A 14,247-nucleotide genomic window follows, 5' to 3' on the forward strand; every position below is an offset into this window, starting at 1 on the left:
GATCTTAATAACAGCACCTAGTGCGAAACCACGATTCTGAGAAAATATATAGAAGCAATTCGTTTAGACAGCCGCATCAGATCAGATAGAGGCTTTCCCGTAGAAAAACAGAACATGAATACACAGGGAATATAACAGGAGGAATTTATGGCAGGAGATATGAGAGAAAAGTACGAATCACTTTCACTGGCAATACTGCGTGACGTGGCGAAAAACAGAGGAATCAAAGGAACGTCCACCATGCGGAAAGAAGCTGTGATTGATGCAATGCTGGAAGCAGATGAAAAAGCAGCAGCGGCGGAAAGAGTAAAAACCCAGGCGGCAGAGACCGGAAAAAGCGTTTCCGACCTGGAACAGCTGGACAGCGGACAGACGATCACTGGCGTATTGGAAGTCATGTCCGATGGATTTGGATTTATCAGAAGTGACCACTATCTGCCGGGCGACCATGACGTCTATGTATCACCGGCGCAAATCCGCCGCTTTAACCTGAAGACCGGAGATATTGTGACCGGCAATACAAAAGTAAAAACCGAGCGGGAAAAGTTCAGTGCCCTTCTGTATCTGAAGGACGTCAATGGACTGGCTCCGGATGTGAATGCAAAGAGACCCAATTTTGAAGACCTGACTCCTATTTTCCCCAATGAGAGAATTCGTCTCGAGCGGGAAGGCGGCAGCATGGCAGTCCGTATTGTGGATGAGATCGCCCCCATCGGTAAAGGACAAAGAGGTATGATTGTTTCCCCGCCAAAGGCAGGTAAGACAACCCTCTTAAAGGATGTAGCGAAATCCATTACGACCAATAATCCGGAGATGTATCTTATCATTCTGTTGATTGATGAACGTCCGGAGGAGGTTACCGATGTAAAAGAAGCGATTTCCGGTAAAAATGTAGAAGTCGTATACTCCACCTTCGACGAACTGGCAGAGCGCCACAAGAGAATTTCCGAGATGGTGATTGAACGTGCAAAACGTCTGGTAGAGTCCGGACGTGACGTGGCCATTCTTCTGGATAGTATCACAAGACTGGCCCGGGCCTACAACCTCACCGTTCCGCCCAGCGGAAGAACCCTCTCCGGCGGTCTTGATCCGGCAGCTCTTCACATGCCGAAGCGTTTCTTCGGTGCAGCCAGAAATATGAGAGAGGGCGGCAGCCTGACGATTCTGGCAACGGCACTGGTAGATACCGGGAGCAAGATGGACGATGTTGTATATGAGGAATTCAAGAGTACTGGCAATATGGAGCTGGTTCTGGACAGAAAGCTGTCTGAGAAGAGAGTGTTCCCGGCCATCGACATTCCGAAGTCCGGTACCAGAAGAGAAGATCTGCTTCTGAATTCCGAGGAGCAGCAGGCCATGGATAATATCCGCAAGGCATTAAATGGTATGAAAGCAGATGATGCGGTAGAAACCATCTTAAATCTCTTTGCGAAAACCAAGAATAACGAAGAATTCGCGCAGAACGCCAAAAAGACAAGATTTTTCTAAAAGAAGATCTTGCATGATGATATATGGTGTGCTATAATCATAAGGCTAATGTAAGTAAATACCTGTAGGGACTTGCAGGGATAGCCCGGGGTATCTTGCCGTGGAAACATCGGAGCGGCATTGACCGGGAATCAGCGACAGCTGGAAGTTCACGAATAATAAGAAGAGGTGAAAACAATGAGAGAAGGAATCCATCCGAACTACTATCAGGCAACTGTAACCTGCAACTGTGGAAACACTTTCGTAACAGGTTCTACCAAATCCGATATCCACGTTGAGATTTGCTCCAAATGCCATCCGTTCTACACTGGACAGCAGAAAGCAGCAGCAGCTCGCGGACGTATCGATAAGTTCAATCGCAAATACGGTATTAAATAAGATTGCGGAAATCAGGGTTGAGGTTATGATTAATCTCAACCCGTTTTTGAATTATTCAGAGTCATGCGAATTGGCTCTGAAAATGATACCGTAATAGTTATGTAAAAGGACGTGAAAAATTGAGACCATCAGGAATTGGCGGCCAGGCGGTGCTGGAAGGCATCATGATGAAAAATAAAGAGAAATACTCTGTGGCCGTAAGAAAACCGGACGGACAGATCGAAGTACACACAGAAGTGTACAAAGGAATTGCTGCGGACAAGCCGTGGGCAAAGCTGCCGCTGATCCGGGGTATGGTAAATTTTATAGATTCTCTGATCCTTGGCATGGAGAGCTTAAGTTATTCTGCAAGTTTTTACGAGGACGAGGAGCAGGATCAGGAGCCGGGCAGACTGGAAAAACTCCTGACAGATGTATTCAAAGAAAAAGCGGAAAAAGTGGTTATGGGCTGCACGGTGGCATTTTCCATCTTTATGGCGGTAGCCATTTTCATGGTTCTGCCCTATGTGATTTCCGGATTCTTCCGTAAATACATTGTGTCCAACACACTGCTGGCTATTGTGGAGGGTGTCATCCGTCTGGGACTGTTTACCCTGTATGTGGTGCTTATTTCCTGTATGAAGGATATTAAGCGGACTTATATGTATCACGGCGCAGAACATAAATGCATCAACTGCATTGAACGGGGAAGAGAGCTGAATGTACGGAATGTGCGGAAAAGTTCCCGGTATCATGCCCGCTGTGGTACCAGTTTCCTGTTTATTGTTATGATCATCAGTATCATTTTCTTTATTTTTATCCGGGTGGAATCCCCGGCCCTGCGGGTGCTGTTTCGTATCCTGCTGGTTCCGGTGATCGCGGGTGTATCTTATGAGTTCATCCGTCTGGCCGGAAGAAGTGAGAATCCTCTGGTGAAGCTGTTAAGTCTTCCGGGAAAAGCGATGCAGAAGCTGACGACCAAAGAACCGGATGATGATATGATTGAAGTGGCCATTGCCGCAGTGGAAGCGGTCTTTGACTGGAAAGCATTTCTTGGATATCCGGCTGAGGAAGTACAGGATGTAGAAATTCCGGTTCTCGCTTCCGATACAGAAGCTGTGGAAGTTCCAAGTCTGGACAGTACCTTGCATGGCAGTGCCGAGGAGATGGAAGATTGACGCTTCGGGAATTACTGGCAGAAGGGGAGCATGTGCTTCAGACTGCAGGAATTGAAGATTGGAAAATGGATGCCTGGTATTTGCTGGAAGAAACATTAGAAGTAACCAGAACCCGGTATCTGGTGGATTCTGGCAAAGCAGTTTCAGAAGAAGAGAAGACCCGTTACCTGGAACAGATTGATAAGCGCGCATCTCATATTCCATTGCAGCATCTGACGGGACATCAGGAGTTCATGGGACTGGATTTCCAGGTATCGGAAGATGTGCTGGTGCCAAGACAGGATACGGAAGTGCTGGTGGAAGAAGCATTGAAATATGTGCATTCCGGAATGAAGCTTCTTGACATGTGTACCGGATCCGGCTGTATTTTGCTGAGTATTGTCAAACTGGCAGCAGAATTAAAGGGCTGCAGAAAAGTTACCGGAACCGGCGTGGATTTGTCAGAAAAAGCACTGAAGATTGCACAGGAGAACCGGAAAAATCTGGGGCTTGAGCAGACAACAGCACTTTTGCAGAGCGACCTGTTTGAACGGGTAAATGGCACATATGATATGATTGTATCCAATCCACCTTATATTGCTTCGGAAGTCATTACGACACTTTCCGAGGAGGTAAAAGATCATGAACCTATGATGGCGCTGGATGGTGGCACGGATGGTCTTGATTTTTACCGTATTATGATAGAAAAAAGCCCTGCATATCTGGCTCCGAAAGGCATGCTTTTCTTTGAGATCGGATATGATCAGGGAGCATCCGTCAGTCAGCTGATGGAGAAGGATTTTGAAAATATTCATGTAATACAGGACCTGGCAGGCCTTGACCGGGTCGTATATGGAACTTGCAAGGCGCAATAGTAATGGAGGAAAGACATGTTTGATAAACTGGAAGACCTGGTAAGACGGTATGAAGAGATTACCAACGAACTGACAGAGCCGTCTGTGGTAAATGATCAGAACCGGTTCCGGAAGCTCATGAAGGAACAATCCGATCTGCAGCCGCTGGTAACGGCCTATACAGAGTATAAAAAGTGTCAGGAGACAGAGGAAGAGAGCGTTTCCATGCTGGAGAGCGAATCCGACGAGGAAATGCGGGAGATGCTGAAGGAAGAGCTTTCCGAGGCAAAGAAAAGAATCGTGGAGCTGGAGAAAGAACTGAAGATTCTCCTTCTTCCGAAAGACCCGAATGATGACAAGAACGTTATCGTGGAGATTCGTGCAGGTGCAGGAGGAGACGAGGCAGCCCTCTTCGCAGCAGAGATTTTCCGTATGTACGTACACTATGCAGAGTCCAGAAGATGGAAAGTAGAAGTAATGGAGTCTGATGAGATCGGTATCGGCGGCATGAAGAGTGTAACCTTCATGATCAACGGACAGGGTGCTTATTCTGTCATGAAATACGAGTCCGGTGTACACCGTGTACAGCGTGTACCGGAGACCGAGTCCGGCGGAAGAATCCATACCTCCACCATCACCGTAGCAGTGATGCCGGAGGCAGAGGAAGTGGATGTACAGATTGATGAAAAGGATATCCGTATCGACGTAATGCGTGCATCCGGTAACGGTGGACAGTGTGTCAACACCACTGACTCCGCAGTACGTCTGACCCACTACCCGACCGGAATCGTGGTATACAGCCAGACCGAAAAATCCCAGCTGCAGAATAAGGCAAAAGCATTTGCCCTCTTAAGAGCAAAACTTTACGATATCGAGTGCCAGAAAGCCCACGACGCAGAGGCAGAGGCCAGAAGAAGCCAGATCGGTACCGGAGATCGTTCCGAGAAGATCCGTACCTATAACTTCCCCCAGGGACGTGTAACGGATCATCGTATTAATCTGACATTGTACAAGCTTGATAAGATTATGAACGGCGATATTCAGGAGATTATTGATGCCTGCATCGCAGCCGACCAGGCAGCGAAGTTGGCGAAAATGAACGAATAAGCACGAACGCATAAGAGCATGAAAGATGAGACAGCAAGTTTACTTGCGGGTCTCATCTTTCGTGCCCTTATATGTGAGTTAAACGAACACCGAAACGCAGCAAAGCGGAGTTGAGGTGAGCGTTCGTGCGTAGATACGACAGACTGTGAAAAGGAACGTCCGCAGTTCCGCTTCACAGTCTGTTGTGTCAAGCGGAGATACCGGAGGAGACATTTTATAGTTTTTTAAGTTGAAAAAAGTCGACTCATTGCATATAATAAAGTGAATCTATATGTCAATTATTCAGAGCCATGCACATGGGGTCTGAATAGTTGCGAAAATGTCAAATATTCATGAAGTTAAGGGATAGTAAGGAGAAAAATATGGGAAAATATTTTGGAACCGACGGCTTCCGCGGTGAAGCAAACGTGAACCTGACAGTAGAGCATGCATACAAAGTAGGACGCTTTTTGGGATGGTATTACGGACAGGATCACAAAGCACAGGTAGTCATCGGAAAAGATACCCGAAGATCCAGCTATATGTTTGAGTATTCCCTGGTTGCAGGACTGACTGCATCAGGTGCAGATGTATATCTTCTGCATGTAACCACCACGCCGAGTGTATCCTATGTGGTACGTACGGAAGGATTTGACTGCGGTATCATGATTTCCGCCAGCCATAACCCATTCTATGACAACGGAATTAAGATCATCAATGGCAGCGGCTACAAACTGGAAGCAGAGGTTGAGCAGAAGATCGAGGATTATATCGATGGCAAGACCGGGGAGATTCCATTTGCCACCCGAGAGAACATCGGAAGAACGGTAGATTTCGCAGCAGGCAGAAACCGTTATATCGGTTATCTTATTTCACTGCCGACCAGATCTTTCAAGACCATGAGAGTCGGACTTGACTGTTCCAACGGAAGTGCATCCGCTATCGCGAAGAGCGTTTTCGATGCACTGGGGGCGAAGACCTATGTCATTCACAATGAGCCGGACGGAACCAATATTAACAAAGACTGCGGTTCCACCCATATCGAGAGTCTGCAGGCATTTGTGAAGGAAAAAGGACTGGATGTCGGATTTGCTTACGACGGAGATGCAGACCGCTGCCTGGCCGTTGACGAGCACGGCAACGTGGTAGATGGTGACCTGATCCTTTACGTATGCGGTAAATATTTAAAAGAGATCGGACAGCTGAAAGACGACATGATTGTAACCACCGTCATGTCCAACATCGGCCTTTACAAAGCATGCGACAAAATCGGTCTTCATTATCAGCAGACCAAAGTCGGTGATAAATATGTATTTGAAAATATGATGGAGAATGGCTACCGCCTTGGCGGCGAGCAGTCTGGTCATATTATCTTCAGCAAACACGCAACCACCGGTGACGGTATTCTGACTTCCTTAAAGATCATGGAAGTACTGCTGGAGAAGAAGACCACCCTTGGTACATTGACTTCCGAGGTACAGATCTATCCGCAGCTGCTGGAGAACCTGCGCGTGACGGATAAGAAGGCAGTTCTGGAGCATCCGGAAGTAAAGAAAGCCATTGCAGAAGTTACCGAGGCACTGGGAAGCGACGGACGGATTCTCGTGCGTGAAAGCGGTACGGAGCCGCTGCTGCGTGTTATGGTAGAGGCTACGACCCAGGAACTCTGCAAGGAGTATGTAGGCAAAGTGATCGATACAATGAAACGTATTATGTAAGGGATATATTTGGAGGATAGTGAAATATGAAGAAGACAACACTGGTTGTGATGGCAGCAGGTATTGGCAGTCGTTTTGGCGGCGGCATCAAGCAGCTGGAGCCGGTAGGACCGTCCGGCGAGATCATCATGGATTATTCCATTTATGATGCGTTGGAAGCTGGATTTAATAAAGTGGTATTTATTATCAGAAAAGACCTGGAGAAAGATTTCCGCGAAGTGATCGGCAACCGCATGGAGAAGATCGTAGAGACTGCCTATGCATTTCAGGAGGTAGATGAACTTCCGGCCGGCTTTACCAAGCCGGAAGGAAGAACCAAACCCTGGGGAACCGGCCAGGCGATCCTTGCCTGCAAGGATATTGTCAAAGAACCTTTTGCAGTCATCAATGCAGACGATTACTATGGAAAAGAAGCATTTGTAAAAGTACATGACTACCTTGTAGAAGAGCATCCGGCAAGTGACCGCATGGAATTCTGCATGGCGGGCTTCCATCTGGGAAATACTTTGAGTGAGAACGGCGGTGTGACCAGAGGCGTATGCAGCGTGGATAATGCACAGCATCTGACCAAGGTTACTGAGACCAAGAATATTGTAAAGACCCCGGAGGGAGCAGCGGTTCAGGGAGAAGACGGCAGCCTCACTCCGCTGGAGGCATCCTGCCCGGTATCCATGAACATGTGGGGATTCTCCACGGAGATTTTTGATGTTCTGGAGCATGGATTTGCAGAGTTTCTTGGCAATCTTGCAGATCCGATGAAGGGTGAGTACCTCATTCCGACGGTTGTGGACCAGCTGATCCGCAGCGGCAGGGCGAATGTCACCGTGCTGGAATCCAAAGATAAATGGTTCGGTGTTACCTACAAAGAGGACAAGCCGCTGGTAGTAGAGTCCTTTAAAGCACTGATCGATGCCGGTATATACAAAGAAAGGTTGTTTGATTAAATATGGATATCATATTTAAGAGGCCTGCATTGGAGGATCGGGATACGATTCTCAAACATCTGGCGGAACGCAAGCTCCACGGATGTGAGCGGACCTTTGCAAATGTATATCTCTGGGCACGCTTCTATAATGAAGGGTGGGCAGAGATCGAAGGAACAGCTGTCTTCCGTACAGGACAGGAAGGCGCCTACTCCTATACCTATCCGATCGGAGCAGGAGACCGCAAAAAAGTAGTCGAAATGCTCATGGAGGATGCGAAGGAAAAAGGCTATCCCTTCCAGCTCCATGCAGTGAGCAAGGGAGAGATGGAAGAACTGGAAAGCTATTTTCCGGGAAAATTTAATGTGGAATGGCCGAGAGATCTGGAGGACTATGTCTATGAGACAGAGAAGCTCATCAATCTCTCCGGCAAGAAATACCATGGAAAGAAAAACCATCTGAATCAGTTCAAAGCCGCTTATCCGGACTGGAAATACGAGACGATCACGGATGAAAATGTGGAAGAGTGTTTTCAGATGGCATTGTCCTGGAGAAATCATAATGGCTGTGAGGATGACCCTGAGAAAAATCAGGAGATGTGTGTGGCACTGAATTCCCTGCGGTTATTTAAAGAACTGCATTTAAAAGGCGGACTTCTGCGTGTGAATGGCAAAGTGGTTGCCTATACGCTGGGAGAGCCGGTGAGCGACGATACCTTCGTGGTACACATTGAGAAGGCTTATGCAGATATCAGAGGTGCCTATACCATGATCAATCAGCAGTTCCTGGAGCATGAGGTGAAAGATTACACTTATGTCAACCGGGAGGAAGACACGGGAGATGAAGGACTTCGTACAGCGAAGCTTTCCTACCGGCCTGTTTTTATGGTAGAAAAAGGCATTGTGACATTAAAAGGAGAGTGAAAAAAAGATGAGCAAATGGGAGGAGAACGTCCGGAAAGTGACCCCCTATACACCGGGAGAACAGCCGAACCGGCCGGGCATGATCAAACTGAATACCAATGAGAATCCATATCCGCCGGCACCGGGCGTCTTAAAAGCAATGACGGCACCGGATGGGGATGCCCTCCGGCGTTATCCGGACCCGGCTGCATCTGTGCTGGTGAATGCACTGGCAGAGCGTTATCAGGTAGATCCGTCCCAGGTATTCGTGGGAGTGGGTTCCGACGATGTGCTGGCTATGGCCTTCATGACCTTCTTTAATTCTGAGAAGCCCATCCTTTTCCCGGATATTACCTATTCCTTCTATCCGGTATGGGCGGAGGAATTCCGGATTCCTTTTGAAAAGGTGGCGTTAAAAGATGATTTTACCATCTGCAAAGAAGACTATTACCGGGAGAACGGCGGTATCGTGTTCCCGAATCCCAATGCCCCGACGGCCCTTGCCATGGGTCTTGAGGATGTGGAAGAGATCATTCGCCATAACCCGGATGTAGTGGTCATTGTGGATGAGGCCTATGTGGATTTCGGTGCGGAGTCCGCGTTGAAACTGGTGGAGAAATATGAGAACCTGCTGGTTGTTCAGACCTTCTCCAAATCCCGTTCCCTGGCCGGCATGCGGATTGGCTTTGCCATCGGGAATCCGGTACTCATCAAATACTTAAATGATGTGAAATATTCCTTCAATTCCTATACCATGGACCAGACTGCATTAAGCTGCGGTGTGGCTGCGGTAAAAGATGAGGCATATTTCCAGGAGACTACGGATAAAATTAAGAAGACCCGGGAAAATGCAAAAGTAGAGCTTGCAAAGCTCGGATTCTCCTTCCCGGATTCCAAGGCAAACTTTTTATTTATCACCCATCCGGAGTATCAGGCGAAAGACTTGTTTCAGGCGCTCCGGGAAGAGGGCATTTATGTACGCTATTTTGCCCAGCCCAGAATCGATAATTACCTGAGGGTATCCATCGGAACCGACGGGCAGATGGAGGCGCTCTATGCATTCCTCCGCCAGTACATGGGAAAAGCGTAAAGCCGATACATACTAGAAAGGAAATTTTTATATGGAAACACTGATGTCTGCAGTAATCGGGGCATTGAGCGGAAAAGCTTCCCGTGAAGTGATTGTCTTTATTATCTCCATGATCCCGATTCTGGAGCTCCGCGGAGGCCTTCTGGCGGCATCCGTACTGAATATTGATATTGTCAGAGCCCTGTGGATCTGCATCGTAGGTAATCTGATCCCGGTACCATTCATTCTTCTTCTGATTACACCCATTTTCAACTGGCTGAAACAGACGAAGACCTTCCGCCCCATGGTGGAAAAGATGGAAAACCGGGCGCTTAGTAAAAGAGAACAGGTAGAAAAGTATGAGTTCTGGGGACTGGTTCTGTTTGTAGGCATTCCCCTGCCGGGCACCGGCGCGTGGACCGGCTCTCTTTTAGCTGCTCTCCTTGGTATGAAGTTTAAGAAAGCATTTCCGGCGGTGGTGCTGGGAATCTTACTTGCATCGTTTATTATGTCCGTAGTATCCTATGGACTTCTGGGGGCGATTCTTCACTGATGAAACTGTTTTTCGTGTATAATCCCATGTCCGGCAGAGGGCAGATCAGAAATAAGCTGTTTGATATTATCAATGTATTTTCTGAGGCAGGTTATGAGATCACCGTTCATCCCACCCGTGCACCCAAAGACGCTACAGCGGTGGTGGCAGAACTTTCGGATACCTATGATTTGGTAGTCTGCAGCGGCGGCGACGGCACCATGGATGAAGTGGTGGAAGGGATGATGCGGCGAAAGAAAAAACTGCCTCTGGGCTACATCCCATCCGGTACGGTCAACGATTTTGCCCGGAGCCTGAAGATTCCGCGCAATATGGCCCATGCAGCAGAAGTGGCTGTTCATGGAAATGATTTTATTTGTGATGTGGGATCCTTTAACGGTTCGCATTTCGTCTATATTGCGGCCTTCGGTATTTTTACGGATGTAGCCTACTCCACCAGCCAGGATGTGAAAAATGTGCTGGGAAATATGGCATACCTCTTAGAAGGTGTAAAGCGGCTGACCAATATTCCCTCCTATCATGTCCGGCTGAAAAGCGCGGAATATGAGGGGGAGGGGGATTTTATCTTTGGAATGGTCACCAATTCCCGTTCCGTAGGAGGCTTCAAAAACATTATCGGGCGGCACGTGCGCTTTGATGACGGTGTCTTTGAAGTGACCTTTGTGCGGACACCGAAGACACCTTTGGAAGTCCAGGAGATTCTGGCAGCCATCGTCTTAAAAGAGATGGATTCTAAGTATATGGTATCTTTCTGCACGGCAAATCTGGAGATTTTTGCGGAACAGCTGATTCCCTGGACACTGGACGGGGAATATGGTGGCAATTATGCGGATGTGGTCATAAAAAATCACCAGAAGGCCTTGCTGATCCGTACCGGAAATTAGAAAAAATTAACGAAAAAAAGAAAAACACTTGCATTTTTTAAGTTTATCGTGTATTTTTGTATACAACAAAGGGAAAACAAAAGTTTTTCCGGCGAAGAACAGAATAAGCAATATTGAGAGAACAAAGGCGTTCCACCCATAAGGGAGGAGCGTCTTTTTTTGTTACTTTGCCAGTACCAAGGGAAAGGATGGAGAAAAAGTATGAGCGTAAATGTGGCTGAGGTATTTGGTCAGGACGTATTCAACGAGGCAGTCATGAAAGAGCGTCTGCCGGAAGTGACCTACAAGCAGATGGTAAAACTGATGGAAGAGGGCGGAGACGTTACTCTGGAGCTTGCGGACATTGTGGCAAAAGCCATGAAGGAATGGGCAATCGAGAAGGGTGCTACCCATTATACCCATATTTTTCAGCCCTACATTGTCAGCATCGGTGCTGAAAAACATGATTCCTTTGCTGATATCCCGAAGGGCGGCAAGATTGAGAACAGCTTTTCCGGTAAGGACCTGCTGATGGGCGAGCCGGATGCCTCTTCTTTCCCCTCCGGTGGACTGCGTGCCACCTGTGCGGCAAGAGGATATACTGCATGGGATGTGGGATCACCGGCTTATGTAAAAGACGGCATCCTCTGTATTCCGACTGCATTCTGTGCATACACCGGTGAGTCTCTGGATACTAAGACTCCGCTCCTGAAAGCATGTGATGCAGTGAGCAAAGCAGGTGTTCGTTTCGTAAAAATGTTCGGTAATACCGAAGCAAAGAAAGTGCGGGCTTATGTGGGACCTGAGCAGGAATATTTCATTGTAAACCGTGAAAAATATCTGGAGCGCCCGGATCTGATCTATGCAGGACGTACTCTTTTCGGAGCACCGGCACCGAAAGGACAGGAGATGGAAGACCAGTACTTCGGACCGCTGAAGACCAAGATTGCAGACTTCATGGCAGATGTGGATGAGCAGCTGTGGAAGCTGGGTATCACCGTAAAGACCCAGCACAACGAGGTGGCTCCGGGACAACATGAGATTGCACCGATCTTTGCTCCGGCTGATGCAGCACTGGACAGCAACTTCCTGGTAATGGATGTATTGAAGAGCACTGCTACCAAACATGGGCTGGCCTGCCTGCTTCATGAAAAACCCTTCGCAGGTGTCAATGGTTCCGGTAAACACAACAACTGGTCCCTGGGTACCGACAATGGTGTGAACCTGTTCAAACCGGGCAAAGAGCCCAACAAGAACCTGCAGTTCCTGTTAGTGCTGGCATGCCTGATGGAAGCAGTGAAGAAACATTCCCTGCTCTTACGTGCAGCGGCATCCAACACCGGTAACGATCACAGACTGGGAGCCAACGAGGCACCGCCAGCAATCATCTCTATCTATATGGGCGATCAGCTGGGCGAGATCGTAGATGCCATCGTAGCAGGCGTTCCCTTCGAAAAGCTGCCCTGTGCAACTGTTGAGACCCTGGATCTTGGTGTCAGCACCCTTCCGGTACTGCCGAAAGACCCGACCGACAGAAACCGTACTTCACCTTTTGCTTTTACAGGCAACCGTTTTGAGTTCCGTATGGTAGCTTCCTCCGTATCCATCGGTGATGCAAATACCGTTATGAACTCCATGATGGCTGAGTCCTTCAACAAAGCATGCGACGCTCTGGAAGGCGCAGAGGACTTTGAAAAGGCTGTCATTGATTACATTTACAAGACCATGAAAGAGAACAAAGACATTGTCTTCAACGGCAACGGCTATTCCGATGAGTGGGTAGAAGAAGCTGCCAAGAGAGGTCTTCCGAATGTAAAGAGTATCGTAGATGCCATCCCGGCTTACGTAGAGCCCTCCACCATCGAGATGTTCGAGAAACTGGGTGTTCTCTCCGCAAGAGAGCTGGAAGCAAGAAAAGAGATCAAGCTGGAAGAGTATGCAGGTCTCATCAACATCGAGGCACGTACCATGATCGATATGGCATCCAAGCTGTATATTCCGTCCGTGATTGCATTTGTCAACAGCGTGGCTTCTTCCATGAACACCGTTAAGAGTGCTTATGCTCAGGCGGATACTTCTGCTCAGCAGACCATTCTGGTAAGAGCAAGCTCCCTTCTTGCAGATGCGCAGAAAGCGCTGGATGAACTGAAGAAAGTGACCGATGCCGCTGAGACCGCAAAAGAATATCACGACACCGTACTTCCGGCTATGGCAGCTCTGAGAGCTCCGATTGATGAGCTGGAGACGATCGTGGACAGCGAGTACTGGCCGGTACCGACCTATGGCGAGCTGATGTTCGAGGTCTAAAAGAATATTGCAAACTCCCGGTGTTGCAACGCCGGGGGTTTTCATTTGCTCAGATAACTGCTATAATAACTTCATTGAGAGATTTTCCATGAGGAGGAACGAAGATGAAGGTTGGATTTGGCTGCGATCATACAGCAATTAATCTGAAAAAAGAACTGATGGAGTACATGACCGAGAAGGGGTATGAGTGTGTAGACTATGGTGCATATGATGCATCTGTCCGTGTAGATTATCCGGATCAGGGACAGAAAGTAGCGGAAGCAATTATAGCTGGTGAAGTAGAGAAAGGTGTTCTGATCTGCGGAACCGGTATCGGTATCTCTCTGGCAGCAAACAAAGTGCCGGGTATCCGTGCAGCAGTCTGCAGCGAGCCCTACTCCGCAGAGATGACCGTGAGACACAATAACGCACAGATCATTGCATTCGGCGCCCGTGTCGTAGGAGATGAACTGGCAAAGAAGATTCTGGATGCATTCTTTGGTGCCAAATTCGAAGGCGGAAGACATGCAGAGCGTGTACAGAAGATTATCGAGATCGAGAAAAAATACAATAAATAAGAAGAGTAAATGCCGGGGCAGTTCCTATACAGGAACTGCCCCGATATTTTTTTGAACAGAGAACCATGAGCAGAGAACCATAAACAGAGAATCAGGCAATTTAAGAAGGTACTGAAGAACGAGAGGCCTTTTGGATTTTCTGCATTATGTGTTCTGAACTTGTTTGGATATATAGAGCTGAGATTTTCCCTGCCGCCCGATGGTGATTGGCTAGGCGCTTTGAAACCGCCTTTTTAGCCATTATATGGTGCTTTCAGAAGGAGACCGGGCAGATAGCCATAGAACTTCTCTGTACACCCAACAATTCTTTCCTTAATGGGTGCCAGTGCCATAGAACAGATCTATCTGCCCAACTGCCTCTGCGCAAGCGACATAAAACCCTCAAGATCCCAGATATCAGGAGCAGATTGGAT

General features: G+C 48.0%; 13 protein-coding genes. All 13 read left to right on the forward strand.

Annotation, left to right across the window (positions count from 1 at the left end):
* The first annotated feature begins 159 nt into the window (after positions 1-159).
* The 13 genes from rho (at position 160) to rpiB (ending at position 13,834) form a co-directional block, all read left to right on the forward strand.
* Positions 160-1,488, forward strand: coding sequence for a transcription termination factor Rho (rho, locus tag ACZMB2_RS11710; RefSeq protein WP_487596899.1), 1,329 nt, complete (start codon positions 160-162; stop codon positions 1,486-1,488).
* 177 nt (positions 1,489-1,665) lie between these two features.
* Positions 1,666-1,866 (forward strand): 50S ribosomal protein L31, encoded by a 201-nt coding sequence (gene rpmE, locus ACZMB2_RS11715; protein ID WP_487596877.1) that lies wholly within the window; start codon positions 1,666-1,668, stop codon positions 1,864-1,866.
* Between the two features lie 119 nt (positions 1,867-1,985).
* Positions 1,986-3,023 carry a DUF1385 domain-containing protein gene (locus tag ACZMB2_RS11720; protein WP_487596878.1) on the forward strand — a complete coding sequence of 346 codons (1,038 nt, stop codon included), beginning with the start codon at positions 1,986-1,988 and terminating at the stop codon, positions 3,021-3,023.
* A complete protein-coding gene (gene prmC / locus ACZMB2_RS11725; RefSeq protein ID WP_487596879.1) occupies positions 3,020-3,877 on the forward strand; it encodes a peptide chain release factor N(5)-glutamine methyltransferase in 858 nt (285 codons plus the stop codon). The genes ACZMB2_RS11720 and prmC overlap by 4 nt, the downstream gene beginning before the upstream one ends.
* Positions 3,878-3,892: 15 nt before the next feature.
* A complete protein-coding gene (gene prfA, locus ACZMB2_RS11730) occupies positions 3,893-4,963 on the forward strand; it encodes a peptide chain release factor 1 (RefSeq protein WP_487596880.1) in 1,071 nt (356 codons plus the stop codon).
* A gap of 362 nt (positions 4,964-5,325) precedes the next feature.
* The gene (gene glmM / locus ACZMB2_RS11735; protein WP_487596881.1) at positions 5,326-6,660 is read left to right on the forward strand and encodes a phosphoglucosamine mutase; all 1,335 of its coding nucleotides are present in this window, start codon (positions 5,326-5,328) and stop codon (positions 6,658-6,660) included.
* Positions 6,661-6,686: 26 nt separating this feature from the next.
* Positions 6,687-7,604 (forward strand): nucleotidyltransferase family protein, encoded by a 918-nt coding sequence (locus tag ACZMB2_RS11740; RefSeq protein ID WP_487596882.1) that lies wholly within the window; start codon positions 6,687-6,689, stop codon positions 7,602-7,604.
* A 2-nt stretch (positions 7,605-7,606) separates the two neighbouring features.
* On the forward strand, positions 7,607-8,506 hold the full coding sequence (locus ACZMB2_RS11745; protein WP_487596883.1) for a DUF2156 domain-containing protein: 900 nt from the start codon (positions 7,607-7,609) through the stop codon (positions 8,504-8,506).
* 7 nt (positions 8,507-8,513) lie between these two features.
* Positions 8,514-9,575 carry a histidinol-phosphate transaminase gene (gene hisC, locus ACZMB2_RS11750; protein ID WP_118770580.1) on the forward strand — a complete coding sequence of 354 codons (1,062 nt, stop codon included), beginning with the start codon at positions 8,514-8,516 and terminating at the stop codon, positions 9,573-9,575.
* A gap of 31 nt (positions 9,576-9,606) precedes the next feature.
* Positions 9,607-10,107 carry a COG2426 family protein gene (locus ACZMB2_RS11755; RefSeq protein WP_487596884.1) on the forward strand — a complete coding sequence of 167 codons (501 nt, stop codon included), beginning with the start codon at positions 9,607-9,609 and terminating at the stop codon, positions 10,105-10,107.
* A complete protein-coding gene (locus ACZMB2_RS11760; protein ID WP_308458505.1) occupies positions 10,107-10,991 on the forward strand; it encodes a diacylglycerol/lipid kinase family protein in 885 nt (294 codons plus the stop codon). The genes ACZMB2_RS11755 and ACZMB2_RS11760 overlap by 1 nt, the downstream gene beginning before the upstream one ends.
* Before the next feature lie 201 nt (positions 10,992-11,192).
* Positions 11,193-13,277 carry a glutamine synthetase III family protein gene (locus ACZMB2_RS11765; RefSeq protein ID WP_487596885.1) on the forward strand — a complete coding sequence of 695 codons (2,085 nt, stop codon included), beginning with the start codon at positions 11,193-11,195 and terminating at the stop codon, positions 13,275-13,277.
* Between the two features lie 104 nt (positions 13,278-13,381).
* On the forward strand, positions 13,382-13,834 hold the full coding sequence (gene rpiB, locus ACZMB2_RS11770; RefSeq protein ID WP_487596886.1) for a ribose 5-phosphate isomerase B: 453 nt from the start codon (positions 13,382-13,384) through the stop codon (positions 13,832-13,834).
* The last annotated feature ends 413 nt before the right edge of the window (positions 13,835-14,247 follow it).

Source organism: Hominiventricola sp., from assembly GCF_057604405.1.

Bases quoted from the DNA above. Each gene is read 5' to 3' on its own strand.
- ACZMB2_RS11760 (WP_308458505.1), top strand. From the start codon at position 10,107: ATGAAACTGTTTTTCGTGTATAATCCCATGTCCGGCAGAGGGCAGATC.
- rho (WP_487596899.1), top strand. From the start codon at position 160: ATGAGAGAAAAGTACGAATCACTTTCACTGGCAATACTGCGTGACGTG.
- glmM (WP_487596881.1), top strand. From the start codon at position 5,326: ATGGGAAAATATTTTGGAACCGACGGCTTCCGCGGTGAAGCAAACGTG.
- ACZMB2_RS11755 (WP_487596884.1), top strand. From the start codon at position 9,607: ATGGAAACACTGATGTCTGCAGTAATCGGGGCATTGAGCGGAAAAGCT.
- ACZMB2_RS11765 (WP_487596885.1), top strand. From the start codon at position 11,193: ATGAGCGTAAATGTGGCTGAGGTATTTGGTCAGGACGTATTCAACGAG.
- rpiB (WP_487596886.1), top strand. From the start codon at position 13,382: ATGAAGGTTGGATTTGGCTGCGATCATACAGCAATTAATCTGAAAAAA.
- hisC (WP_118770580.1), top strand. From the start codon at position 8,514: ATGAGCAAATGGGAGGAGAACGTCCGGAAAGTGACCCCCTATACACCG.
- prfA (WP_487596880.1), top strand. From the start codon at position 3,893: ATGTTTGATAAACTGGAAGACCTGGTAAGACGGTATGAAGAGATTACC.
- ACZMB2_RS11745 (WP_487596883.1), top strand. From the start codon at position 7,607: ATGGATATCATATTTAAGAGGCCTGCATTGGAGGATCGGGATACGATT.
- rpmE (WP_487596877.1), top strand. From the start codon at position 1,666: ATGAGAGAAGGAATCCATCCGAACTACTATCAGGCAACTGTAACCTGC.
- ACZMB2_RS11740 (WP_487596882.1), top strand. From the start codon at position 6,687: ATGAAGAAGACAACACTGGTTGTGATGGCAGCAGGTATTGGCAGTCGT.